The following is a 22,641-nucleotide window of genomic DNA, read 5'->3' as shown; positions in this document are numbered from 1 at the left end:
TGCCATGAGCCAAATTCTGATTGAAAGCCTGACGACCCTGATCGTCGACCTGCCCACCATCCGCCCGCATACGCTGGCCATGCACACCATGCGCAAACAGACCCTGGTGATTGTGCGCCTGCGTTGCAGCGACGGTATCGAAGGTGTCGGTGAAGCCACTACCATCGGCGGCCTGGCCTACGGTTACGAAAGCCCGGAAAGCATCAAGGCCAATATCGATGCGCATCTGGCACCGATGCTGGTGGGCAAGCCCGCGGCCAATATCAACGCCGCCATGCACAGCCTGGACAAGATTGCCAAGGGTAATACCTTTGCCAAATCGGGTATCGAAAGCGCGTTGCTCGACGCCCAGGGCAAGCGCCTGGGGCTGGCGGTCAGCGAGTTGCTGGGCGGGCGCGTGCGCGACAGTCTGGAAGTGGCCTGGACCCTGGCCAGCGGTGACACTGCCCGTGACATTGCCGAAGCCGAGCAGATGCTCGACCTGCGACGCCACCGCATCTTCAAATTGAAGATCGGTGCCAACCCGCTGGAGCAGGACCTCAAACATGTGCTGGCGATCAAAAAGGCCCTGGGTGAGCGCGCCAGTGTGCGGGTTGACGTCAACCAGTATTGGGACGAGTCCCAGGCCATTCGTGGTTGCCAGGTGCTCGGTGACCACGGTATCGACCTGATCGAACAGCCGATTTCCCGGGCTAATCGTTCAGGGCAGGTGCGTCTGAATCTGCGCAGCCCGGCGCCGATCATGGCCGACGAATCCATCGAAAGTGTCGAGGACGCCTTCAGTCTGGCGGCGGACGGTGCGGCCAGTGTATTTGCCCTCAAGATCGCGAAAAACGGCGGGCCCCGTGCAGTGCTGCGCACTGCTCATATCGCCGAGGCCGCCGGTATCGCCCTGTATGGCGGCACCATGCTTGAAGGCTCGGTGGGCACCCTGGCCTCGGCCCATGTTTTCCTCACCCTCAAGCAACTGACCTGGGGCACCGAGCTGTTCGGGCCACTGCTGCTGACCGAAGACATCGTCACCGAGGCGCCGCAGTACCGTGATTTTGAGCTGCATATCCCGCGCACTCCAGGCCTGGGCCTGACGCTGGACGAAGAGCGCCTGGCCCGTTTTAGCCGCTGACACTCTGAAAAACCCCTGTGGCAGCGGGCTTGCTCGCGATGCAGACGACTCGGTGCATCCGCGCTGATGCTATCGCGAGCAAGCCCGCTCCCACAGCCACTTCCCCTATTTCTTCAAGGAGAGCCCCATGCTTTTCCACGTAAAAATGACCGTAAATCTGCCCCTGGACATGGACCCGACCAAGGCCGCAAAACTCAAAGCCGACGAAAAGCAACTGGCTCAACGGCTGCAGCAGGAAGGCACCTGGCGCCATCTGTGGCGCATCGCCGGGCACTACGCCAACTACAGCGTGTTCGACGTGGTCAGTGTCGAAGAACTGCATGACACCCTGCTGCAATTGCCGCTCTTTCCCTACATGGATATCGAGATTGAAGGGCTGTGCCGCCACCCGTCCTCGATCCACAGCGACGACCGCTAACGCTTTCTATCCCTTGCACAAGAACAAGATGAGGTGAGCCCCATGACCGTGAAAATTTCCCACACCGAAGTCATCCAGCGCTTCTTCAAGGAAGCCGCAGGTTTTTCCAGCGATAACGGCAACCCGCGCCTGAAAAGCATCATCCTGCGCATCTTGCAGGACAGCGCCAGAATCATCGAAGACCTGGACATCACTGAAGATGAATTCTGGAAGTCCGTGGACTATCTCAACCGCCTGGGCGGCCGCTCGGAAGCCGGGCTGCTGGTGGCCGGGCTGGGCATCGAGCATTTTATCGACCTGTTGCAGGACGCCAAGGACGAGCAGGCCGGTCAGACTGGCGGCACCCCGCGTACCATCGAAGGCCCGCTGTATGTGGCCGGTGCCCCGGTGTACGAAGGGTTGGCACGGATGGACGACGGCAGCGAGGAGGGTGTTGCCACCGTGATGTTCCTCGAAGGGCAGGTGTTCGATCTTTCGGGCCAACCGCTGGCCGGTGCCACGGTTGATCTATGGCACGCCAACACCAAGGGTACCTACTCGTTCTTTGACCAGAGCCAGTCCGAGTACAATCTGCGCCGACGTATCATCACCGATGCCCAGGGCCGCTACCGTGCCCGCAGCATCGTGCCCTCGGGCTATGGCTGCGACCCGCAGGGGCCGACCCAGGAATGCCTTGACCAACTGGGCCGTCACGGCCAGCGTCCGGCCCATGTGCACTTCTTTATCTCGGCTCCCGGTCACCGTCACCTGACCACCCAGATCAACCTGTCCGGGGACAAGTACCTGTGGGACGACTTTGCCTATGCCACCCGCGACGGCCTGGTGGGTGAAGTGCAGTTTCGCGACGACGGTGCCCGTGGTGTTGCCGGGCGTTATGCCGAGTTGAGGTTCGACTTCCAGTTGCAACAGGCCGTTGCGCCTGCTGCCGAACAGCGCAGCCATCGCCCGCGGGCCTTGCAGCAGGTTTGACAGCAGGCTGCAGCGAGGCCTGAGAACCCGTGCCGGTCTGCAAGTGTTTGCCCGGCAACAGTGGTCCGACAGACTGTTGGCAAACAGGCAGCTCTGGGAACCGTGCCACAGCGCTGCCCGCCGGCGCCACTGGCTCAAAGGGCTGCGGCATGGTCTGTGCAAAGCTCCTGGAAATACCCTTCAGGAACACTGTCATGCCTGCAGCCACCTCGCGCAAACCGCACTTTTTCCCTACACGCTTCTGGCAGGCCATGGCGCTGGCGGTGGTCAGCGTCGGGCTGGGCACACTGGCCCATGCCGACGACAACGATGTGCCTTCCCTGGCCGGCAAACGCATTGCCATCAGCATGACCGGCACCAGTCACTACTTTGATGTCAAAGCCTTCGACGCCCAGGTTGCCGAAGTCAGGCGCCTGGGCGGCACACCGATCACCCTGGATGCCGGGCGCAACGATAAAAACCTGGTGACCCAACTGCAAACCGTGGTCACCCAGAAACCCGATGCGGTGATCCAGACCCTGGGCACCCTGAGCGTGATCGATCCCTGGCTCAAGCGTATCAGCAAGGCCGGCATTCCTCTGTTTACGATTGATGCGCCGTCGCAATACAGCCTCAATAACACCACATCGGACAACGTCGCCACCGGCAAGCATCTGGCCGACCAGTTGGTAGCCGACAGTGGCGCCAAGGGCAATATTCTGGTGTTCAACGGCTTTTACGGGGTGCCGGTGTGTGCGATCCGCTATGACCAGCTCAAACTGGCGCTCAAGGATCATCCCGAGCTGAAAATCATTGATCCCGAACTGCGTGATGTGATCCCCAATACCGTGCAGGACGCCTACAGTCAGGTCAGTGCACTGCTCAACAAATACCCCAAGGGCAGCGTAACCGCGATCTGGTCTGCCTGGGATATTCCGCAATTGGGCGCGAGCAAGGCGTTGGTGGATGCCGGGCGTACGGAGATCAAGACCTATGGCGTCGATGGCACGCCCGAAGTGCTGGAGTTGCTCAAACGCAGCGACTCGCCGGTCGGTGCGGTGATAGCCCAGCAACCGGCTTTGATCGGCAAAACCGCTGTGCAAAACGTTGCGCGCTATCTGGCCGGGCAACATGACCTGCCCAGGGAAACCCAGGTGCCGACCCTGCTGACTACTGCTGCGAACCTTGAGCAGGTGCAAAAGCTGCGAGGCGATCAGTGACGTCTCCCGCCCTGCATTTGCAGGGCATCACCAAGTCTTTCGGGGCCACCCGGGCGCTGGATGGCGTTGATCTGCGCGTCGAGCAAGGCTCCATTCACGGGCTGGTCGGTGAAAACGGTGCCGGTAAATCAACCCTGATCAAAGTGCTGGCAGGTATCCATCGGGCCGACAGTGGCACCCTGGCAGTGGACGGGCAGTCTTTTGCGGCGTTGAGCCCGCGGCAGATCGAGGCGCTGGGCGTGCATTTCATTCACCAGGAGCGCTTGTTGCCCGCCAGTTTTACCGTAGGTGAAGCGCTGTTCTTCGGCCGCGAACTCAGGTGCGGGCCTTTTATCCGCCGGCGTGCCCAGGACCGCGAGGCCGCACGGTTGTTGCGTGAGTATTTCGACCTGGAGTTCCCCGCCGGGGCGCTGGTCAGCGAGCTGGACAGCGCCCGGCGACAGATTCTGCAAATTACCCGGGCCTTGCTGGCCAAGCCGAAAGTCCTGGTGTTCGACGAGCCCAGCGTGTCACTGGTCAAGCGCGAGGTTGACCAGTTGCTGGCCATTATCCGCCGTCTGCGCGATCAGGGTCTGACGATTGTGTACATCTCCCATTATCTGCAAGAAATCCAAAGCCTGTGCGACCGGGTCACCGTGTTGCGCAATGGTCGTGCCGTGGCCGTGGTCGATCCGCGCAGTACTTCGACGGCACAGATTGCCCGGTTGATGGTCAATCGCGAGGTCGGCGAGATGTACCCCAAGGCCGTGGTAACGCCGGGTGAGGTGGTGCTTGAACTGAAGGGGCTCAGTGCTGGTCTGGCGTATCGCGATATCCACTTGAGCCTGCGCAAAGGTGAAGTGTTGGGGCTGACCGGGCTGGTGGGTTCTGGTGCCAAGGAACTGCTCAAGACTTTGTTTGGTCTGGTGCAGCCCGAGCAGGGCAGCGTGCATTTGCAGGGACGCCTTACGCGCCTCAAGTCGCCCCGCGATGCGGTGCGCAAAGGTATCGCGCTGGTGCCCGAAGAACGCCGCAGCCACGGGGTTGCACCACTGCTTTCGGTCATGGAAAACCTGACCCTGGCCGGGTTGTCGCGCTTTAGTCGCTGGGGGCTGTTGAGTTCTGCGGCACAGGTTCGGGAAAGCGATCGGCTGATTGCCGAACTGGGGATCAAGACCGCCGGACATGACGCCAGGGTCTCGCAGTTGAGTGGCGGCAATCAGCAAAAAGTCGCGCTGGGTAAATGGCTAGGGAAGGGCTGTGCGGTGTATCTGCTCGACGAACCCAGTGTCGGCATCGATATCGGCGCCAAGGTCGAGATCTATCGCCTGATCGGCCGCTTGGCCAAGCAAGGTGCGGCGGTGCTGGTGCTGTCTTCTGATTTACCGGAGCTGATTGGCATTAGTGACCGGATTCTGGTGATGCACCGTGGTGCGCTGGCCGGTGAATTCGATGCCCGTGAGGTCGACAGCGATCGTTTGCTGGCCTGTGCCACGGGGGCGCGGGAATTAGCCACTGTGGCCCTTGAATGCGAGCGGGAGCCTGCACATGCCTTCGTCTGAAATCCTCGTCCAACCGCTGGCCCGACGGCTTGGCTTGCTGCTTCTGAGGCGCGGCTCACTGCTGGCGCTTTTGCTGATTCTGGCGGTGTTCGCCGTGAGTGCGCCAAACTTCCTCAGCCCGGGCAATATCGCCAACGTGTTTGCCCAGTCGGCGATCCTCGGCATTCTCGCCTTCGGCCTTACCTGTGTGGTGATTGGTGGTGGTTCCAATGTGGTTTCGGGTGGCCTTGACCTGTCGCTGGCGGCCAATCTGGGCCTCTGTGCAGCGGTCTACAGCAGCCTGAACAATGCGGGGCTGAACGCCGCGCAAGCAATTGGCCTGACCTTGCTCTGCGGGCTGGCGGTGGGTGCCCTGAACGGTTTTACCGTAGTGGTGCTGCGTCTGCCGCCGCTGCTCGCCACCCTGGCGAGCATGAACCTGATTGCCGGGCTGGAGCTGGTGCTGACCCAAAACAGCGTGCTGCCCACCGACTCGGCCTTGCTCGACATCCTGGCCACTGATGAATGGCTGCGGGTACCCGTACTGGCCTGGGTGTTGCTGGGGGTTGCCTTGCTGCTGGGCTTGTTGATTCAGCACAGCCCTTATGGCTTGCGCCTGTATGCGGTGGGCGAATACCCCCAGGCGGCGCGGGCGGCCGGGCTGGGCGTAGGCCGCTATGTGTTTTCCAGCTACCTGATTGCCGGGCTGTGTGCAGCGGTTGCAGCATTTTGTTCGGCGGCATTTTTCAGCGGCAGCACCACCGGTTCCGGGGACATGCTGCTGTCGGTAGTGGCCATTGCTTTTCTCGGTGTGGTGTTCTCCCGGCGGCTGGTGGCGAATATCCCCGGCACCTTGTTGGCAACGTTGCTGCTGGGTTTCTTGATTAACGGTTTCCAACTGCTGAACATCGCCAGCTTCTGGGTCAACGGTGTGCAGGGGGTGCTGATTCTATTGGTGGTGGCCATGTCCAGTGCCTTGCGCAAAGAGGAGGGTGGACAATGACTACGCTCGCTGCAACGCCGGTATCCGCGGTGCTTATATCCCGCCTGCTGCGCGGTATTCTGCCGCTCTTGATCGTTGTGATCGTGGTGTTTTTCGCTGTGGCTGCGCCGGGATTTTTGACCCTGGGCAATTTGAGCAGCCTGCTGCTGAACAACTTCGTTCTGTTGGCGATTGTCGCCATGGGCATGACCTGGGCTGTGGCGGCAGGGGGGATCGACCTGTCGGTGGGCACCGCGGTGGATTTCGCCAGCCTGGCCTTTGTCGTGCTGCTAAATGGCGGTTATGGCCTGCCCGTTGCCATCCCCGGCGCCCTGCTGGCCGGGGCGCTGGTGGGTGGTTTTAATGCGGGGCTGATCGCGGGTCTTGGCATCACGCCATTTCTGGCGACACTGGGCACATTGTTTATCGGCACCAGTATTCAGCAGTTGCTGTCCGAGGGTGGGCAGCCGATCTATATCGCGCAGAACCTGTTGCCGGGGCTTAGCGCGATGTCATGGTTGGGTGTGCCCTTGCCTTTGTGGCTGGTGCTGGGTGTGGCGACGGTATACGGGGTGATTCTGGCCCGAGGGCGGTTGGGGCGAGAAATTCTCGCGGTTGGCACTCAGGTGCAACTGGCGCGATATTCGGGCCTGTCGATCCGCCAGATCAGCCTCAAGGTGTTTATTGCCAGCGCGCTGGCCTGTGCCGTGGCCGGGATTGTGCTCAGTTCCACGGTCAATGCTTATGTACCGATGTCGGGCAATGCGTTTTTGATCAATGCCATCGGTGCAGTGTTTATGGGCACTACCTTGAGTCGCAACGGACGCGCCAACATCCCCGGCACGCTGCTGGGGGTGTTGTTTATCAATGTGATTGCCAATGGGTTGCTGTTGATCGGCTGGAATTTCTATTGGCAACAGGTGGCGACCGGGGCGCTGATTTTGCTGGTGCTGGCGTTCAGTTTTGGCAGTCGGCGATTGCAGGCGCAGCAGTAAGCCTGAAGGGGCTGGTTTGCCTGCGGTGGCAGCCCTGTGCTGGTGCGAATGCCCCGCGCTGTCTGCATCGCGAGGCCCGCGGCCACACCGCTGTCTAGCCTGCTTTGAGGCTATTGCCGATCTGCCAAACATACAGCGGCGCAGTACCGTTAACCGCCCAGTCCCCGACAATCCGCGCCTTGTAGATCCACGGGTTGTGGGAGGCCGCAGTGCGAGCATTGCGCCAGTGGCGATCTAGCGCCTTGCTGACGCTGACCCCGGAGGCTCCCAGCGCATTGAACAGATCGCTGGTGGCCCGCAGAATCAATTCCGACACCACCACCTGGGCTTTGGAAGTCTCGATTTCGGCGTCGATATTGGCCAGGCGCTCGGCCTCAATATCCTCGGCCAGGCGTGCGACATAGGCCCTCTGCAGCGGTTCGGCCGAGCGTAGGGTCAGCGCCTCGGCTGCGTAGACCTGAGCCGATATCTGCCCGACCACTTGCAGGATTTGCGCATCGCCACTGGCGGTCTCGGCATTGCCGTGGCTGAACACCCGCTTGCGTTCACGCACTTCTTGCGCAATATCGCGCTCCACCGCACGACCAATACCCGCGAGTACGGCCAGCAGCACCAGTTGGTAAAAAGCGGTCTGGTATTTGAAACGTGTTTCGAAGGGGATTACGTGTTCGGCGCTCAGCGGCACGTCGACATACACCGAGGTGCCGCTGCCCGTGGTGCGCTGGCCAAAGCCGTCCCAGTCATCGCTCTGGGTGACGCCGGGGTGATGGGCATGCACCAGGGCAATCACATCGGCGCCGTTGTCCGAACGCTGGGCATAGACATCTATCCAGTCGGCAAAGAGGCTGCCGGTACTGTAGTACTTGGCGCCGTTGAGGAGGTACTTGTCGCCGTGGGGGGTGATCCTGGTGAGGATTTCCCCCAGTTTTACCGCGCCCACTTCAGTCCAGCCATTGCCCACCAGCTCGCCCGCCACAAAACGTGCGAACCATGCCCCGCGTTCCGGGCTTGGCGAAGCGTTGAGACGGTCTTCGACAAAGGCAAAATGGCCGCGCAGGGCTTGCGGGATATTGGAGTCGGCCTCGGCCAGCTCGATCAGTAACTGGAACAATTGGCCGATGGACGCTCCGGAGCCGCCGTATTCAATCGGCACCCGCACTGCGCCAAAACCTGCCTGCTTGAGCCAGCGGATAGGTTCATGGGGCAACTCGCGGGCCTGTTCGCGTTCAAGCGTGCCGGCGGCGATTTTGCGAAACAGCGGGCGAAAACGATTGGCCAGGGTCTCGTAGTCGGTGCCCACGGACAGAGGTGATGCGGTCATGGCAGTTCTCCTGAAATGGAAGGTTCCTGTCGTGGGGGGTTGCAGGGTTTGTGCCGCAGGCGACGAGCCCGCAAAACCGGGAGTCAGGCCTTGGCAACTGACTGCTGAGCAACAGTTAACAATCAGGTTGTACGCAAATCGCACTGCAATGAGCACCAAGAATCCTTGCGCGGGCAAGCAGGCTCGTACTCGCAAGGCTGGGGCATGTCCGGCACGGCCTGTGCAATAGCGCTTTCAAAAGCCTTGCTGTGGAGTAATTAGATGTCCCGTGAAATCCGTCTCAATGCCTTCGATATGAACTGTGTCGGTCATCAATCCCCGGGCTTGTGGGCCCACCCCCGTGATCGCTCGTGGCAGTACAAGGACCTTGAATACTGGACAGACCTGGCCAGGATCCTTGAGCGTGGCAAGTTCGACGGACTGTTTATCGCCGATGTGCTGGGAATCTATGACGTGTATCGCGGCAATGGCGATGCGGCGATCCGCCAGGGCGTGCAGGTGCCGGTCAATGACCCGCTGCAACTGATCCCGCCGATGGCGCTGGTGACCGAGCACCTGGGGTTTGGCCTGACCGCCTCATTGTCGTTTGAGCATCCGTACCCGTTCGCCCGTCGGCTGTCGACCCTTGACCATCTGACCAAAGGCCGTGCAGGGTGGAATATTGTCACTTCGTATCTGGAAAGCGGCGCCAGGAACATCGGGCAGCAAGCGCTGACCGAGCACGATGCGCGCTATGACTATGCTCAGGAATATCTGGAAGTTTGCTACAAGCTCTGGGAAGGCAGCTGGGAAGAGGGCGCCATCCTGCGCGACCGCGAGCGACGGGTGTTCAGCGACCCGAGCAAAATTCATGAAATCCACCACTACGGCAAACATTTCCAGGTGCCGGGCATTCACCTCTGTGAACCCTCGCCGCAGCGCACTCCGGTGCTCTATCAGGCAGGGGCGTCCGGCCGGGGCAAGCAGTTTGCCGCCGAGCAGGCCGAGTGCGTGTTTGTCGCGGCGCCGTCCAAGTTGCTGTTGAAAAAAACCGTCGCCGATATCCGCCGCCGTGCGGCCGAAGCCGGACGAGACCCTGCCAAAATCCTGATTTTCAATCTGCAGACAGTGATCCTCGGCGAGACCGATGCCCTGGCCAAGGCCAAGTTCGAAGAATACAAAAGCTACGTCAGCTACGAAGGCGCAATGGCCCTGATCAGCGGCTGGACCGGCATTGATTTCAGTCAGTTCAAGCCTGACGAGCCGCTCAAACATGTGCACACCAATGCCATTCAGTCGGCGGTCGAGACCTTTTCCACGGCGGACCCCAACACTGTCTGGACCCCCAATGCCCTGGCCGACTGGGTGGGCATCGGCGGCTTTGGCCCGCTGTTTGTCGGCAGCCCGGAAACCGTGGCTGACCTGCTCGAAGAATGGGTGGCCGAGACCGATGTGGACGGTTTCAACCTGGCTTACGCCATCACCCACGAGACCTTTATCGATGCCGTCGAGCTGTTGGTGCCGGAACTGCAAAAGCGCGGCGTGTACAAGAAGGACTACGCGCCGGGCACCCTGCGCGAGAAGCTGTTTGGCGAAGGTCCGCGTCTGGCACACGGGCATCCGGGGGGGCGGGCTACCGCAACCTGGGCGAACTCAATCGCAGCCGCGCAACAGAGCCTGCTTGAAACCAGGGGCTGGACACAGGCAGGGTCAGTGACTGACTCTGCGTTCAGCGCTCAATAAATCCAGGAACGAGTGAATGACCTCAAGTGATGTGCCAAGCGGACAGGCAACCCCTGCCATCCGCACGGCCGATATTCTGATTGTTGGCGGTGGCCTGAGCGGTACCTTGCTGGCCATGCAACTGCTGCGCTTGCCGGGTGCCCGGCATATCGTGGTGCTGGAACCCCGGGCCGAACTGGGCCGGGGCGAGGCCTACAGCGCCACCGAGCTGGGCCATACCCTTAACGGCAATGCCGCGCGCATGAGCGTCGAACCGGATGATGCCGACGACCTGACCCGCTGGCTGCAGGCTCATATCGCCGGGGGTGGCTGGCCCGAGTCCGGGGTGCAGCAGGTGCCGGTTGCCGAGCTGTTCCCGCCGCGAGGGCTGTTTGGTGTGTATGCCCGCCAGCGTCTGGCCGAAGCACAGGCCATCGGCGCAGCGCAGGGCTCAAGCCTGAGCCATGTGCGTGATGAAGTGATCGATCTGCAAACCCCGGAGCAGGGTGTTATCGCCACACTCAAGGACGGTAGCCAGTGGCAGGCCGGTGTTGCGGTCCTGGCCACCGGCATGTTCCCGGCGGCCCGCACGGCGCAGCGCCAGTCCAGTGGCCTCAACGCGGCAGCGCTGGACCCTTGGGATGTCCAGGCTTTGCGTGCGCTGCCGGTGGATGCCCGGGTACTGATTATCGGCTCGGGGCTGACCATGGTGGATGCCCTTGAGTCCCTGAACCAGGCGGGACACCGAGGGCCGATCGAGGTTTTTTCCCGGCATGGCCTGTTGCCCCATGTGCGACGCCAGCCGCCGGTATGGGAAGATTTTCTCAGCCTGGCCCCGGACCTTCGCAGTCCTTTGCAGCTGCTGCGTGAACTGCGCCGCCAATGTACCCTGGCCCAGTCCCTCGGGATCGACTGGCAGGCACCGCTGGACACCGTGCGCGTGCATATCGCCAGGCTCTGGAGTCAGGCCGATGATACCCAGCGCCGTCAGTTTGTACGCCATGTGCGGCCCTGGTGGGAGAGCCATCATCACCGTTCGCCGCCTCAGGGTGATGCCTTGTTGCAGCGTCTGCTCGAGGAAGGGCGGCTGACCATCCATGCGGCGTCGCTGCAAGGGGTTGATAGCTCAGGGCCACGGATCCGGCTGCGTTATCGCGGGCAATCCGAAGCGGTATGGATTGAGGGTGATGGCCTGATCAACTCCACCGGCATCGAGTACGACTGGCGCCGGGTGGATAAACCCTTGCCACGCCAGCTGTTGCAGCGCGGGTTGATACGGCCCGGCAATCTGGGGCTGGGCATTGCCGCCGATGCGGGCGGCGCGGTTTTGAATGCGCAGGCCGAGCCCGTACAGCGGTTGTTTGCGATGGGCCCGCCATTGCGCGGCATGTGGTGGGAAAGTACCGCGGTAACCGATGTTGCCTTGCAGGCCAAGGCATTGGCTGAGCGATTGGCGTCGCTGTAATACCCCCCCCGACCTTCTCTCGCAGTCAGGGGGTTGGGGGGGCTTTTGTTTGAAATGAATTAATTGCCCTCAAAGCGAGCCGCCCGTTTTTCAATAAACGCCTGCATGCCTTCTTTTTGATCCCTGGAGGCAAACAGCAGTGCATTGGCTTTGCGCTCCAGCGCCAGGCCCGTTTCCAGTGGCCCGTCAACCCCGGCCAAAATCACTTCTTTGATCTGTTCTGCTGCCAGCGGCGGCATGGCGGCGATCAGTTGCGCCATCTCCAGGGCATAGGCCTGGACCTCGGCATCGTCGACAACGTTGCTCACCAGTCCCGAAATCCAGGCCTCTTCAGCGGTAATCGGCTGCCCGGTCAGGGCCATGCGCATCGCCTTGGCCTTGCCGACCGCCCGCACCAGCCGTTGAGTGCCGCCGATACCCGGCATGATGCCGATGCGAATTTCCGGCTGGCAAAATTTGGCGCTGCGCCCGGCCACGATGATGTCCGCCAGCATCGCCAGTTCGCAGCCACCGCCATAGGCATAGCCGCACACCGCCGCAATCACCGGCTTGGGGCAATGCTGGATGGGTGCCCACAGCCGTTCGGTATGACGCTGGTAAATATCGATCGGGCCGACTCCGGCCATGCTGTTGATATCGCCACCGGCGGCAAACACTTTGTCGCCACCGGTCAACAGGATGCAGCGCACGTTCGGGTTCTCGGCCAGCTCGGTGAAGTGACGCGACAGCAGCGCTTGCAGCTCAAGGCTCAGGGCGTTGGTGGCCTGGGGGCGGTTCAGACGCAGCAGGGCCACGCCCGGGCTCGGGAATTCAAGTAGTACCGGCGCGGCAGATGGATCTGTCATGGGGTTCCTCATTGACGGGGGCTGTCACCACAGCATGCGCTGGATTGTTGCGTTCACCCGGTCGTGATTCATCGTCCGTTCAGACGACGAGCAGCCCCCGGATTGCCCCTAGAGTGGCTCCATCAGTAGAAAAGGAGCATGTCATGGGTCAACTCTCAGGGCTGGATTACAGCGCCAAGGTGGTGCTGGTCACCGGCGGCACCAAAGGCATCGGCGCCGGAATCGCCCGCAGCTTTCTGCAAGCCGGGGCACGGGTGATCGTATGTGGCAGGACAACCCCCGAGGTGTTGCCCCGGGCGGGGTCGGCACAGGCGGTGTTCATGGCCTGCGATGTGCGCGACCCGGACTCGCTCCAGGCACTGTTCGAAGGCATTCGCGCCGATTTCGGCCGCCTCGATGTGCTCATCAACAATGCCGGCGGCAGCCCGCCGGCCGATGCGGCCAGCGTCTCGCCGCGTTTTCACGAAAGCATTATCCGTCTCAACCTGATCGCCCCGCTAAACGTTGCCCAGCAGGCCAATGCCCTTATGCAGCAACAGGACGAGGGTGGTTGCATCGTATTTATCGGCAGTATCAGTGCCTTGCGCGCATCGCCGGGCACCGCCGCGTATGGCGCGGCGAAGGCCGGGGTGCTGGCTTTGGTGCAGTCGTTGGCCGTGGAGTGGGCACCCAGGGTGCGGGTAGTGGCGGTCAGTCCGGGGCTGGTGCGCACCGAGCAGGCCCATCTGCATTTTGGCGACGAACAAGGCATCGCGGCGGTCAGCGCCGGGATCCCGGCCGGGCGCATGGCACTGCCCGAAGACATCGGCAACGCCTGCCTGTTTATCGCATCACCCCTGGCCGGCTATGCCAGCGGCTGCAACCTGTTGTTGCACGGCGGCGGCGAACGCCCGGCTTTTTTGAGCGCTGCGCACTGACGACCTTCAGCGGCGACCACCCGGTTGCTGCACTTGACACGCAGGAGACGAACTTGGCTGATTCTCAATTGCTAACCGACGTGCGCGCCCTGGTGGGGCGTGAATATGGTCGCGTCTACGCCTGGGACGAAGTCAACGCCCCGATGATCCGCCAGTGGTGCGAGATCATGGGCGTCGACAACCCGCTTTACACCGACCCGGCCTTTGCCGCCAACAGCGCCCAGGACGGGCTGGTGGCGCCGCCTGCGATGTTGCAGGTGTGGTGCATGGAAGGTTTTCACATAAACAACTATGCCCCCGGCTCGACCACCGAAAACCCCTATGAAGTGCTCAAGCTGATTGAGTCCTACGGTTATCCGTCGGTGGTCGCGGTCAACTCCGAACTGACCTTCGAGCGCAACCTGCGTCCGGGTGAAAAGCTCTACTACACCACGCGGCTTGACTCGGTGGGCGACGAAAAAACCACCGGTCTGGGCACCGGCTTCTTTGTCACCCTGGTGATGGACTACTTCGTTGAACACAAAAGTGGCGACGAGGCCGTTGGCCAGTTGCTGTTTCGCGTATTCAAGTTTCGCCCGGCCAACAACCATGCGGTCGAGGCCGCTCCGGCCAAGGCCGAAGCGGCTGCGGTGGTCAAACGACCGAAGCCGGGCATGAGCGATGACACGCGGTTTTTCTGGGAAGGCTGTGACGCCGGCAAGCTGCTGATCCAGCGCTGCACCCAGTGCCAGACCTTGCGTCATCCGCCGGCGCCGGTGTGCATCGAATGCCACTCGTTTGATTGGGACAGTGTGCAGGCCAGCGGCCGCGCCAGCCTGTATTCGTTTGTGATCATGCATTACCCCGAAGTTGCCCCGTTCGACCATCCCAACCCGATCGGCCTGATCGAGCTGGAGGAGGGCGTGCGTCTGGTGGCGGGGCTTGCAGGCGCCAAGCGCGAGGACCTGCGTATTGGCCAGCCCTTGCAGCTTGAGTTCCAGACCTTCGATGGCGAGTTGACCTTGCCGCTATTCCGACCTGTGGTCGAGTAAGGGAGCCAGCATGGATTTCGACATTAGCGAAGACCAGGGCGCCATCGCCGAAATGGCCGGCAGCGTGTTTGCCGACTATTGCAGCGATGACCGCCTGCGCCAGTTCGATACCAGTGAGCAGGCCTATATGCAGCCGCTGTGGGAACTGTGCGTGGAAACCGGCCTGCAAGCCCTGGCCATCCCTGAAGCACAGGGTGGCAGCGGCCTGGGCATGACCGAATTGATGCTGGTGTTACAGGCTCAGGGCCGTGCGTTGGGGCAGGTGCCGCTGTGGCGCCATCAACTGGCGGCTGCCACTGTCGCGCAGTTTGCCGATCCGTCATTGCAGGCGTGGGCTGAGGAGGCCGCCGCGGGCAGGGCATTGCTGACCCTGGATTTGAGCGGCCTGTTCAACGCCCATGGCATTCAATTGCACGGGGTAGAGACTGACGGTGGCTGGCGTGTCAAAGGCCGTGTTGGCGCTCTGGCGCTGGCCGAGCAATCGCAGGCGGCATTGCTGCTGGTCAGTGTTGACGGGCAGCCGCGGTTGGCGCTGGTCGAGCTGGGCGACAAGGCGATCACTCACGTGCCCGGGCGCATGACCCATGGTGAGGCCATTGCCGATGTACATATCGACGGGCTGCTGATCCGCGCCGAGTGCCTGCTCCCGCCAGCCGCGCTGGACTGGCTGGAGCCGCGCAGCATCGCGGCACTGGCGGCGCTGCAGCTGGGCGTCAGTGCCGAGCAGATCCGCCGCACCGTGGAATACGTCACCGAGCGGCGCCAGTTCGAACGCAGCATTGGCAGTTTTCAGGCGGTGCAAATGAGCATGGCCAACGCCCATATCGCCCTCGAAGCGCTGCGCAGCACCCTGTGGCAGTTGTGCTACCGCCTGGACGCCGGTTTGCCGGCGCCCAGCGAAGCACTGGCCACAGCCTGGCAAGCCTGTGAAGCGGGGCATCTGATTGGGCACAACGCCCAGCACGTACATGGCGGCATAGGTGTCGACCTGACCTACCCGATACACCGCTTCCTCTACTGGAGCCGCGCCCTGGGTTGTGCCCTGGGTGGATCGGCAGCATGCCTTGAACGCCTCGGCGACTGGCTGAGCCATAACGACAAGCTGGGATGGAAATATGACCTTGCAGAACACCAAGCGCTTTGACGACGTGCGCCCCGGCGAAACCCTGCCGGAACTGGCGATCCCGATCACCGTGGGCCTGATCGCCGGTGGTGCCATCGCCACCCGCGACTATTTCCCCGGCCACCATGATGTAGAGGCGGCGCGGGAGTTGGGCTCGCCACATATCTTCATGAATATCCTCACCACCAACGGCCTGGTGCAACGCTATATCGAAGACTGGGCCGGCCCCGAGGCGCGTTTTGCCTCGCTGAAGATCAAGCTTGGCGCGCCGAATTATCCCGGCGACAGCATGACCTTCAATGGCGCGGTCACCCGTCAGGATGCCACTACCCGCACGGTGGAAATCACCCTCAGCGGCAAAAATTCCATGGGTAACCACGTGACCGGTACGGTCGCGCTGGTTCTGCCCTGATCGCGGAGACAGTACTCATGACGCAATCGTCACTTTCCGGCAGCGCGGCCATTGTTGGCCTGGGCGCGACCGAATTTTCGAAAAACTCCGGGCGCACCGAACTGCGTCTGGCGCTGGAGGCCACTCTGGCTGCGTTGAAAGACGCCGGTATTGACCCTTCCGAGGTCGAGGGCTTCAGCTCGTACTCGGTGGATAAAGTGCCGGAATATGAAATCGCTCGGTTGCTGGGGTGCAAGGACGTCAAGTTCTTCTCCCAGGTACCCCACGGCGGCGGTGCTGCCTGCGGGCCGATCATGCACGCTGCCATGGCCGTGGCCACCGGTGTGGCCAAAGTGGTGGTGGTGTACCGTGCCATGAACGAGCGCTCGTGGTATCGCTTCGGCAGCGGCAGCTACGGCTTTGCCTCGACCCCGACGTTCGAGAACGTCAACTACGGCTGGTATATGCCCCACGGCCTGCACACGCCGGCATCCTGGGTCGGGATGTTTGCCCAGCGCTACATGCATACCTACGGGGCCACCTCCGAAGACTTTGGCCGCGTAGCGGTAGCCGTACGGGATTTTGCCGCCACCAACCCCCAGGCGTTTTTCTACGGCAAGCCGATCACCCTGGAAGAACACCAGGCTTCGCGCTGGATCTGCGAGCCGCTGCACCTGCTCGATTGCTGCCAGGAATCCGACGGTGCGGTGGCGATGGTGATCACCTCGGCCGAGCGCGCCAGGGACTTGCGCCAGAAGCCGGTGATGATCAAGGCCGGTTCCCAGGGCATTACCTCGGGCCAGCAGATCATGACCTCGTTCTACCGCGACGACATCACCGGACTGCCGGAAATGGGCGTTGTCGCCAAAGAGCTGTATCGCCAGTCGGGACTTGGCCCCGAGGCGCTGCAAACGGCGATCATTTATGACCACTTCACCCCGTTTGTACTGCCGCAACTGGAAGAATTCGGCCTGTGCGAACGCGGTGAGGCCAAGGAGTTTATTCGCGCCGGGCACCATGCCCGTGGCGGCAAATTCCCGATCAATACCCATGGCGGGCAACTGGGCGAGGCTTATATCCACGGCATGAACGGCGTGGCCGAAGCGGTGCGGCAGGTGCGCGGCAGCTCGGTCAACCAGGTCGACAATGTCGAGAACGTACTGGTGACGGCCGGCACCGGTGTGCCAACCAGCGGCCTGATTCTGGGAGCAGCCTGAATGTTCGTCGACCTGACGCCAGAACAACATGCCCTGCGTTTGAAGGTGCGGGACTACTTCCAGAACCTGATGACCCCGCAGTTGCGTGAGCAATTGCGCGGCAAAGAGGGCGGCCAGCTGTACCGCGACACCATCCGCCAGATGGGCCGTGACGGCTGGCTGGCGGTGGGTTGGCCCAAGGAACACGGCGGCCAGGGCTATGGCCCTACCGAGCAGTTTATTTTCTTTGAAGAGGCCAATATCGCCGGTGCGCCGTTGCCGTTCGTAACCATCAGCACCGTGGGGCCGGCGTTGATGGCCCACGGCACCGAGCAGCAAAAGGCGCGGTTTTTGCCGGGTATCGCGGCAGGGGAAATCATCTTCGCCATCGGCTACTCCGAGCCGGATGCAGGCAGCGATCTGGCTGCGCTGAAAACCACGGCGCGCCTCGAAGGCGACGCGTTCGTGGTCAACGGCAACAAGCTCTGGACCTCGGGTGCGGAGTCGGCTGACTACATCTGGCTGGCGGCGCGCACCGACGCCGAGCGGCCGCGGCACAAAGGCGTGTCGATCCTGATTCTCGACACCCGCGCGCCGGGCTTTGCCAGCACGGTGATCCCGACCACCAGCATCCCGACGGCGGCCACCTACTACGACAACGTGCGGGTGCCCACCGACATGCTGGTGGGCGAGTTGAATGGGGGCTGGAAACTCATCACGGCACAACTTAACCACGAGCGTCTGGGCCTGGGCGCTTGGTCGGACAAGGTCGTGGGGCTGTTTGGCCGGGTCTTGAAGTGGGCCAATGCAGCCGATGAACGAGGCGTGCGTGCCACCGACAAGGCCTGGGTGCGTGCGGGACTGGCGCAGTGCTACGCGCGGCTGGAAGCCATGCGCCTGATCAACCTGCGCATTGCCGCCGACCTCGAGCGCGACCGCATGGACGTGGCGCTGGCGTCGACCACCAAGGTCTACGGCTCGGAGTCGGGGATCGAGATATTGCGAGTCCTGAGCAACATGGTCGGTGCCGCGGGCTTGATACGCAGCGGTTCACCGGCGGCGCTGCTGCACGGCGAACTGGAGTACGAAGTGCGTGCTTCAGTGACCCTGACCTTTGGCGGTGGCACCAATGAAATCCAGCGCGAGCTGATCGCCCAGTTCGGTTTGGGCATGCCGCGTACCCAGCGTTAAACATTGCCGAAAACCTGTAGCCGCTGGCGAGGTACGAGGCTGCGACAAGGGGCGCAGGCCCTGCAGATCACCGGGGCTGCTGCTCATCCCGTCGCAGCCTCGTACCTCGCCAGCGGCTACAAGAACCGAAAGGTGAAACAACATGAACGCGATTGACCAGTTCAGAGAACACACCCGCAGCTGGCTTGAGGCCAATTGCCCGCCATCGCAACGCAAGGCCATCCCTGAAGGCGAAATGGTGTGGGGGGCCCGCAAGATGGAGTTCCCCAGTGAAGATGCGCAATTGTGGTTCGAGCGCATGCGCGACAAAGGCTGGTTCTGCCCCGAGTGGCCCGTTGAATACGGTGGCGCCGGGCTGAGTGCGGAGTACAACGCCGTGCTCGAAAGCGAGCTGCGCCGCCTCAAATGCCGCCCGCCGCAAATCAACCTGGGCATCTGGATGCTGGGCCCGGTGCTGCTGGAGTTCGGTACCGAAGAGCAGAAAAAACAGCTGCTGGCACCCATGACCCGTGGAGAGGTGCGCTGGTGCCAGGGCTTCTCCGAGCCCAATGCCGGTTCTGATCTGGCCAGCCTGAAAACATCGGCCCGGGATGCCGGCGATCACTTTGTGGTCGATGGCAGCAAAATCTGGACCTCCTACGGCGACAAGTCGGACTGGATGTACGCTCTGGTGCGCACCGATGCCAAGGCCAGCAAGCACACGGGCATCAGCCTGATCGTACTGGACATGAAGAGCCCCGGAGTCAGCGTTACGCCGATTGATTTGATCAGCGGCAAGTCGGCGTTCTGTCAGGTGTTTTTCGATGGCGTCAAAGTTCCGAAAAGCCAGTTGATCGGCCCGCTGCACGGCGGCTGGAACCTGGCCAAGCGTCTGTTGCAACACGAACGCAAGGCCATGTCCAAGTTTGGCGAGTTCAGCTTGCCGACCCATTTTCATTTGTTGCCCCTGGTCAAACAGTACTTGCCCGAGGCCACCGGCCAGAGCGAGTCGGCACTGGTTGCACGAGCGGTGGCCACGGCCATGAACGAGCACAGCTACAACCTGACCGTGCAGCGCATGGGCGAAGCCGCCCGCGTCGGGCAGGACGTCAGCGGGCTGATGTCGATCATGAAGCTGGTGCACACCGAACAGGAGCGCGACAAGTTCGAAGTGCTGCTCGATGTCATGGGCTATCAGGGACTGGGCTGGGACCCGGATGCTTTCAGCCCCCAGCAACAGGCAATCACCCGCGGCTGGTTGAACAGCTTCGCCCTGACCATCTCTGGCGGCTCGTCGGAAGTGCAGCTCAACGTTATTGCCAAGCGGGTCCTGGGCCTGCCTGACGTGAAGTAAGGAAACTCACCATGAACCTGCTTTACAACGAAGATCAACGACTGCTGGCCGACAGCGCCGGCGAATTTCTCGCCGCGCGCAGCCCGGTGTCCCGTCAGCGCGCCTTGCGGGATGAAGCGCAGGTGGACGGCTTTGACCCGCTACTGTGGCAAGACGCGGTGGCGTTGGGCTGGAGTGCAATTCCTTTCCCGGAAAACCTCGGCGGGCTGGATTTTGGCTGCATGGGCCTGGGGCCGATTTTTGAAGCCATCGGTTGTAATCTCAGTGCCACGCCGTTGCTTTCGAGTGTGGTGCTCAGCGGATCGCTGCTGCACCTGCAAGGCAATGCACAGCAGCAGGACCGCTGGCTGTCGGCGACCATCAGCGGGGGGCAGCGGGTGGCGCTGGCGCTGGACGAGCAGCCACGGCACAACCCGGCGAAAGTGGCGTTGCAAGCTGTGGCCAATGGCGACGGCTACAGCCTGAGCGGAGATAAATATTTCGTTATCGACGGGGTGGGGGCCGACGCTTATCTGGTGGCGGCACGCACCGGCACGGCAGGCATCAGTCTGTTCCTGCTGCCGGCAGATGCCCCGGGCCTGACCGTCAGCCCGTTGCCGCTGATTGACTCGCGCAACCATGCGCGCTTGCAGCTGGATCAGGTACAGGTCGGGGCTGATGCCTTGCTGGGTGCCGCCGGGTCTGCCATGCCGGCCTTGAATATCGCCCTGGATCGCGGCCGCGTGTGTCTGGCTGCCGAGATGCTGGGCATGTCTGAAAAGCTGTTTGAACTGACCCTCGACTACCTCAAGACCCGTGTGCAGTTTGATGTGGCGATAGGCACCTTCCAGTCCCTGCAACATCGCGCGGCGCAGTTGTATGTGGATCTGGCACTGGCACGCAGCGCCGTGATGGCCGGTCTGGCGGCGCTGGACGACAGCAGCCTGAGCGAGGCCGAGCGTCAGCGCCTGGCCAGCCTGGCCAAGTGGAAGGCCGGGCAGACGGCGATCAAGGTGGCCAACGAGGCGGTGCAGATGCACGGCGGCATCGGTGTCACCGACGAGCTGGATGTGGGCCTGTTTCTCAAGCGTATCCGGGTGGCCCAGGCAACCCTTGGCGATGCCGATTATCACTGCGAGCGCTATGGAGCCCTGGAGCTGGCGCACGCTTGAGCCTGTAGCGGGCAGTTCGAGTCAGGAGAATAACAAGATGAAACTTGAACAATGGCAGAGCGCCTGGCAGCAACTGATTGGTGCCGGCTCGCCTTTTGAAGTACAGACACCCGCCGATGGCGGGCCGAAATTTTTTCGTCATACCGCCGCCAGCGTCTGGGCCGCGATTGATAGCGGGCGCATCCACGGTGACCGTGAATTTCTGGTGTGGGAGCAGCAGCGCCTGACATTCAGCCAGTTTTTCGATCAGGTGGATCGCCTGGCGGGGCAACTGGTCGAGACCTTTGGCTTGCGCAAGGGTGATCGCGTGGCCATTGCCATGCGCAATCAGCCCGCCTGGCTGGTGGCGTTTGCCGCCATCCAGCGTTGCGGTGCGGTGTGTGTACCGCTCAACAGCTGGGGGCTGCGTGACGAACTGTTCCACGGTCTGCAGGACAGCGGCGCATCCCTGTTGCTGTGCGACGAGCCACGCTTGCAGTTGCTCGCCAATGACCTGCGCCAGCAGGGGCTGGCGACCGTGGTGGCGGGGTTGCGCGCAGGCGTGCCGCTTGAGGAGCATTGCCATCGGCTGGAGGACCTGCTGGCAGCCCCGGCGCTGAGCGTGCCGGTACAGTCGGTCAGTGCCAGTGATCCGGCGATGATCCTCTACACCTCGGGCACCACCAGCCTGGCCAAGGGCGTGTTGTCGACCCATGGCGCAGTCTGCCAGGCGCTGGTCGCCCTGGAGTTCCAGGGGGCATTCTGTGCGGTCAGTTCGCCGGAACGCATCAGTGTGGTAATCAATAGCGGCTATGCTCCCGCCACCCTGATGGCGGTGCCGCTGTTCCATGTCAGTGGCCTGCATGCCCAGTTTCTGCTGGCCTTGCGCAGTGGGCGGCGCTTGCTGCTGATGTACAAGTGGGACGTGGAAAAAGCCCTCGACCTGATACGTGACGAACAATGCACCCAGTTCAACGGTGCGCCGGTGATGATGCAGCAACTGCTGGCTTCGCCACGTTTTGGCAGCTCCGACACTGCGAGCCTGTTCGGGCTGGGCCTGGGCGGTGCGGCACCCTCCAGCAGCCTGCTGGACAACCTGACCCGGCGCAAGCCCGAAGCAATCGGTGGCAGCGGCTATGGCCTGACCGAAAGTAATGGCATCTGTGCGGCCCATGGTGGCGACCAGTTCGTCTACAAACCGGCATCGGCCGGGTGGCCCTTGCCGATTGTCGATGTGCGTATCGGTGACAGCCCGGATCGCCCCGTGCCGGCCGGGGTCAGCGGGCTGATCTGGATGCGCTCGCCAACCCTGATGAGCGAATACTGGAACCTGCCCGAAGCCAGTGCGCGGACCCTGTGCGATGGCTGGCTCGACACCGGCGATATCGGCTTGCTGGATGACGAAGGCTTCCTCTACATCACGGATCGCGCCAAGGATCTGATCAATCGCGGCGGCGAGAAAATAGCTGCTGCCGAAGTTGAGTCCTGTGCCTGTGAAATGCCCGGGGTGATTGAAGCGGCAGCATTTGCCGTACCTGATGATGTGCTGGGTGAAGTGGTGTTTCTGGTGGTGCGGGGCGAGCCGGATGCAACCCCAGGCAGCGAAGCCGTGCGCAGTTTTATCGCCCAGCGCCTGGCCAGCTACAAGGTGCCGGCGCAGATCCATGTGCAGCACACACCCTTTGCCCGCAATGCCTCGGGCAAGACGCTAAAAAGTGTGCTCAAGGAACTGCTGGTAACGGCCTGAGTAGTCTCTGTGGACGATGTGCTCGCCGCTGATTGGCGAAGAAT

The 22,641-nt window shown here is 62.2% G+C and carries 19 protein-coding genes and 1 pseudogene; 18 read left to right on the top strand and 2 right to left on the bottom strand.

Annotation, left to right across the window (positions count from 1 at the left end):
• The first annotated feature begins 4 nt into the window (after positions 1-4).
• From V6L81_RS16610 to V6L81_RS16580, 7 genes are all read left to right on the top strand, one after another.
• Complete coding sequence (locus V6L81_RS16610; protein WP_095018431.1) at positions 5-1,123, top strand: muconate cycloisomerase family protein; 1,119 nt, start codon at positions 5-7, stop codon at positions 1,121-1,123.
• 127 nt (positions 1,124-1,250) lie between these two features.
• On the top strand, positions 1,251-1,541 hold the full coding sequence (gene catC, locus V6L81_RS16605) for a muconolactone Delta-isomerase (protein ID WP_095018432.1): 291 nt from the start codon (positions 1,251-1,253) through the stop codon (positions 1,539-1,541).
• A gap of 42 nt (positions 1,542-1,583) precedes the next feature.
• A complete protein-coding gene (catA, locus tag V6L81_RS16600; protein ID WP_095018433.1) occupies positions 1,584-2,510 on the top strand; it encodes a catechol 1,2-dioxygenase in 927 nt (308 codons plus the stop codon).
• Between the two features lie 251 nt (positions 2,511-2,761).
• Complete coding sequence (locus V6L81_RS16595; RefSeq protein ID WP_238705493.1) at positions 2,762-3,709, top strand: sugar ABC transporter substrate-binding protein; 948 nt, start codon at positions 2,762-2,764, stop codon at positions 3,707-3,709.
• Positions 3,706-5,250 (top strand): sugar ABC transporter ATP-binding protein, encoded by a 1,545-nt coding sequence (locus V6L81_RS16590; protein ID WP_095026156.1) that lies wholly within the window; start codon positions 3,706-3,708, stop codon positions 5,248-5,250. Before V6L81_RS16595 ends, V6L81_RS16590 begins: the two co-directional genes overlap by 4 nt.
• Positions 5,237-6,232 carry an ABC transporter permease gene (locus V6L81_RS16585; protein ID WP_095032379.1) on the top strand — a complete coding sequence of 332 codons (996 nt, stop codon included), beginning with the start codon at positions 5,237-5,239 and terminating at the stop codon, positions 6,230-6,232. The genes V6L81_RS16590 and V6L81_RS16585 overlap by 14 nt, the downstream gene beginning before the upstream one ends.
• A complete protein-coding gene (locus tag V6L81_RS16580) occupies positions 6,229-7,206 on the top strand; it encodes an ABC transporter permease (protein WP_338660168.1) in 978 nt (325 codons plus the stop codon). Before V6L81_RS16585 ends, V6L81_RS16580 begins: the two co-directional genes overlap by 4 nt.
• A gap of 94 nt (positions 7,207-7,300) precedes the next feature.
• Here V6L81_RS16580 and V6L81_RS16575 read toward each other — a convergent pair whose 3' ends face one another.
• On the bottom strand, positions 7,301-8,527 hold the full coding sequence (locus tag V6L81_RS16575) for an acyl-CoA dehydrogenase family protein (RefSeq protein WP_095018437.1): 1,227 nt from the start codon (positions 8,525-8,527) through the stop codon (positions 7,301-7,303).
• Positions 8,528-8,788: 261 nt separating this feature from the next.
• On the opposite strand from V6L81_RS16575, the pseudogene V6L81_RS16570 reads away from it, so the two are divergent.
• Both V6L81_RS16570 and V6L81_RS16565 read left to right on the top strand, forming a co-directional pair.
• Positions 8,789-10,191: pseudogene (locus tag V6L81_RS16570) on the top strand (LLM class flavin-dependent oxidoreductase).
• Between the two features lie 74 nt (positions 10,192-10,265).
• Positions 10,266-11,693 carry an FAD/NAD(P)-binding protein gene (locus V6L81_RS16565; protein WP_338660167.1) on the top strand — a complete coding sequence of 476 codons (1,428 nt, stop codon included), beginning with the start codon at positions 10,266-10,268 and terminating at the stop codon, positions 11,691-11,693.
• Positions 11,694-11,752: 59 nt separating this feature from the next.
• On the opposite strand, the gene V6L81_RS16560 is transcribed toward V6L81_RS16565, so the two are convergent.
• Positions 11,753-12,538, bottom strand: coding sequence for an enoyl-CoA hydratase (locus V6L81_RS16560; RefSeq protein WP_169917220.1), 786 nt, complete (start codon positions 12,536-12,538; stop codon positions 11,753-11,755).
• A 143-nt stretch (positions 12,539-12,681) separates the two neighbouring features.
• Between V6L81_RS16560 and V6L81_RS16555 the strand changes: the two genes are divergently transcribed.
• From V6L81_RS16555 to V6L81_RS16515, 9 genes are all read left to right on the top strand, one after another.
• On the top strand, positions 12,682-13,455 hold the full coding sequence (locus V6L81_RS16555) for an SDR family oxidoreductase (protein ID WP_095018441.1): 774 nt from the start codon (positions 12,682-12,684) through the stop codon (positions 13,453-13,455).
• Between the two features lie 53 nt (positions 13,456-13,508).
• A complete protein-coding gene (locus V6L81_RS16550) occupies positions 13,509-14,486 on the top strand; it encodes a bifunctional MaoC family dehydratase N-terminal/OB-fold nucleic acid binding domain-containing protein (protein ID WP_095021156.1) in 978 nt (325 codons plus the stop codon).
• A 10-nt stretch (positions 14,487-14,496) separates the two neighbouring features.
• The gene (locus tag V6L81_RS16545) at positions 14,497-15,630 is read left to right on the top strand and encodes an acyl-CoA dehydrogenase family protein (protein ID WP_095021155.1); all 1,134 of its coding nucleotides are present in this window, start codon (positions 14,497-14,499) and stop codon (positions 15,628-15,630) included.
• The gene (locus V6L81_RS16540) at positions 15,602-16,021 is read left to right on the top strand and encodes a MaoC family dehydratase (protein ID WP_095018444.1); all 420 of its coding nucleotides are present in this window, start codon (positions 15,602-15,604) and stop codon (positions 16,019-16,021) included. Before V6L81_RS16545 ends, V6L81_RS16540 begins: the two co-directional genes overlap by 29 nt.
• A gap of 17 nt (positions 16,022-16,038) precedes the next feature.
• Positions 16,039-17,217 (top strand): lipid-transfer protein, encoded by a 1,179-nt coding sequence (locus V6L81_RS16535; protein WP_095000008.1) that lies wholly within the window; start codon positions 16,039-16,041, stop codon positions 17,215-17,217.
• Entirely contained in the window at positions 17,218-18,387 is a 1,170-nt protein-coding gene (locus V6L81_RS16530) for an acyl-CoA dehydrogenase family protein (protein WP_095018445.1), read from the top strand.
• A 142-nt stretch (positions 18,388-18,529) separates the two neighbouring features.
• A complete protein-coding gene (locus V6L81_RS16525) occupies positions 18,530-19,720 on the top strand; it encodes an acyl-CoA dehydrogenase family protein (RefSeq protein WP_338660166.1) in 1,191 nt (396 codons plus the stop codon).
• Positions 19,721-19,731: 11 nt separating this feature from the next.
• On the top strand, positions 19,732-20,871 hold the full coding sequence (locus tag V6L81_RS16520) for an acyl-CoA dehydrogenase family protein (protein ID WP_095018447.1): 1,140 nt from the start codon (positions 19,732-19,734) through the stop codon (positions 20,869-20,871).
• Positions 20,872-20,908: 37 nt separating this feature from the next.
• A complete protein-coding gene (locus V6L81_RS16515) occupies positions 20,909-22,597 on the top strand; it encodes a class I adenylate-forming enzyme family protein (protein WP_130871347.1) in 1,689 nt (562 codons plus the stop codon).
• Positions 22,598-22,641 lie beyond the last annotated feature (44 nt).

The organism is Pseudomonas bubulae, assembly GCF_037023725.1.
Lineage (GTDB): Bacteria > Pseudomonadota > Gammaproteobacteria > Pseudomonadales > Pseudomonadaceae > Aquipseudomonas > Aquipseudomonas bubulae.
This window is presented reverse-complemented; position numbering and strand designations above follow the sequence as displayed.

Coding starts and splice junctions, on each gene's coding strand:
- V6L81_RS16580 (WP_338660168.1), top strand. CDS start 6,229: ATGACTACGCTCGCTGCAACGCCGGTATCCGCGGTGCTTATATCCCGC.
- V6L81_RS16575 (WP_095018437.1), bottom strand. CDS start 8,527: ATGACCGCATCACCTCTGTCCGTGGGCACCGACTACGAGACCCTGGCC.
- V6L81_RS16565 (WP_338660167.1), top strand. CDS start 10,266: ATGACCTCAAGTGATGTGCCAAGCGGACAGGCAACCCCTGCCATCCGC.
- V6L81_RS16530 (WP_095018445.1), top strand. CDS start 17,218: ATGTTCGTCGACCTGACGCCAGAACAACATGCCCTGCGTTTGAAGGTG.
- V6L81_RS16515 (WP_130871347.1), top strand. CDS start 20,909: ATGAAACTTGAACAATGGCAGAGCGCCTGGCAGCAACTGATTGGTGCC.
- catA (WP_095018433.1), top strand. CDS start 1,584: ATGACCGTGAAAATTTCCCACACCGAAGTCATCCAGCGCTTCTTCAAG.
- V6L81_RS16555 (WP_095018441.1), top strand. CDS start 12,682: ATGGGTCAACTCTCAGGGCTGGATTACAGCGCCAAGGTGGTGCTGGTC.
- V6L81_RS16535 (WP_095000008.1), top strand. CDS start 16,039: ATGACGCAATCGTCACTTTCCGGCAGCGCGGCCATTGTTGGCCTGGGC.
- V6L81_RS16560 (WP_169917220.1), bottom strand. CDS start 12,538: ATGACAGATCCATCTGCCGCGCCGGTACTACTTGAATTCCCGAGCCCG.
- V6L81_RS16595 (WP_238705493.1), top strand. CDS start 2,762: ATGGCGCTGGCGGTGGTCAGCGTCGGGCTGGGCACACTGGCCCATGCC.
- catC (WP_095018432.1), top strand. CDS start 1,251: ATGCTTTTCCACGTAAAAATGACCGTAAATCTGCCCCTGGACATGGAC.
- V6L81_RS16545 (WP_095021155.1), top strand. CDS start 14,497: ATGGATTTCGACATTAGCGAAGACCAGGGCGCCATCGCCGAAATGGCC.
- V6L81_RS16540 (WP_095018444.1), top strand. CDS start 15,602: ATGACCTTGCAGAACACCAAGCGCTTTGACGACGTGCGCCCCGGCGAA.
- V6L81_RS16525 (WP_338660166.1), top strand. CDS start 18,530: ATGAACGCGATTGACCAGTTCAGAGAACACACCCGCAGCTGGCTTGAG.
- V6L81_RS16610 (WP_095018431.1), top strand. CDS start 5: ATGAGCCAAATTCTGATTGAAAGCCTGACGACCCTGATCGTCGACCTG.
- V6L81_RS16520 (WP_095018447.1), top strand. CDS start 19,732: ATGAACCTGCTTTACAACGAAGATCAACGACTGCTGGCCGACAGCGCC.
- V6L81_RS16585 (WP_095032379.1), top strand. CDS start 5,237: ATGCCTTCGTCTGAAATCCTCGTCCAACCGCTGGCCCGACGGCTTGGC.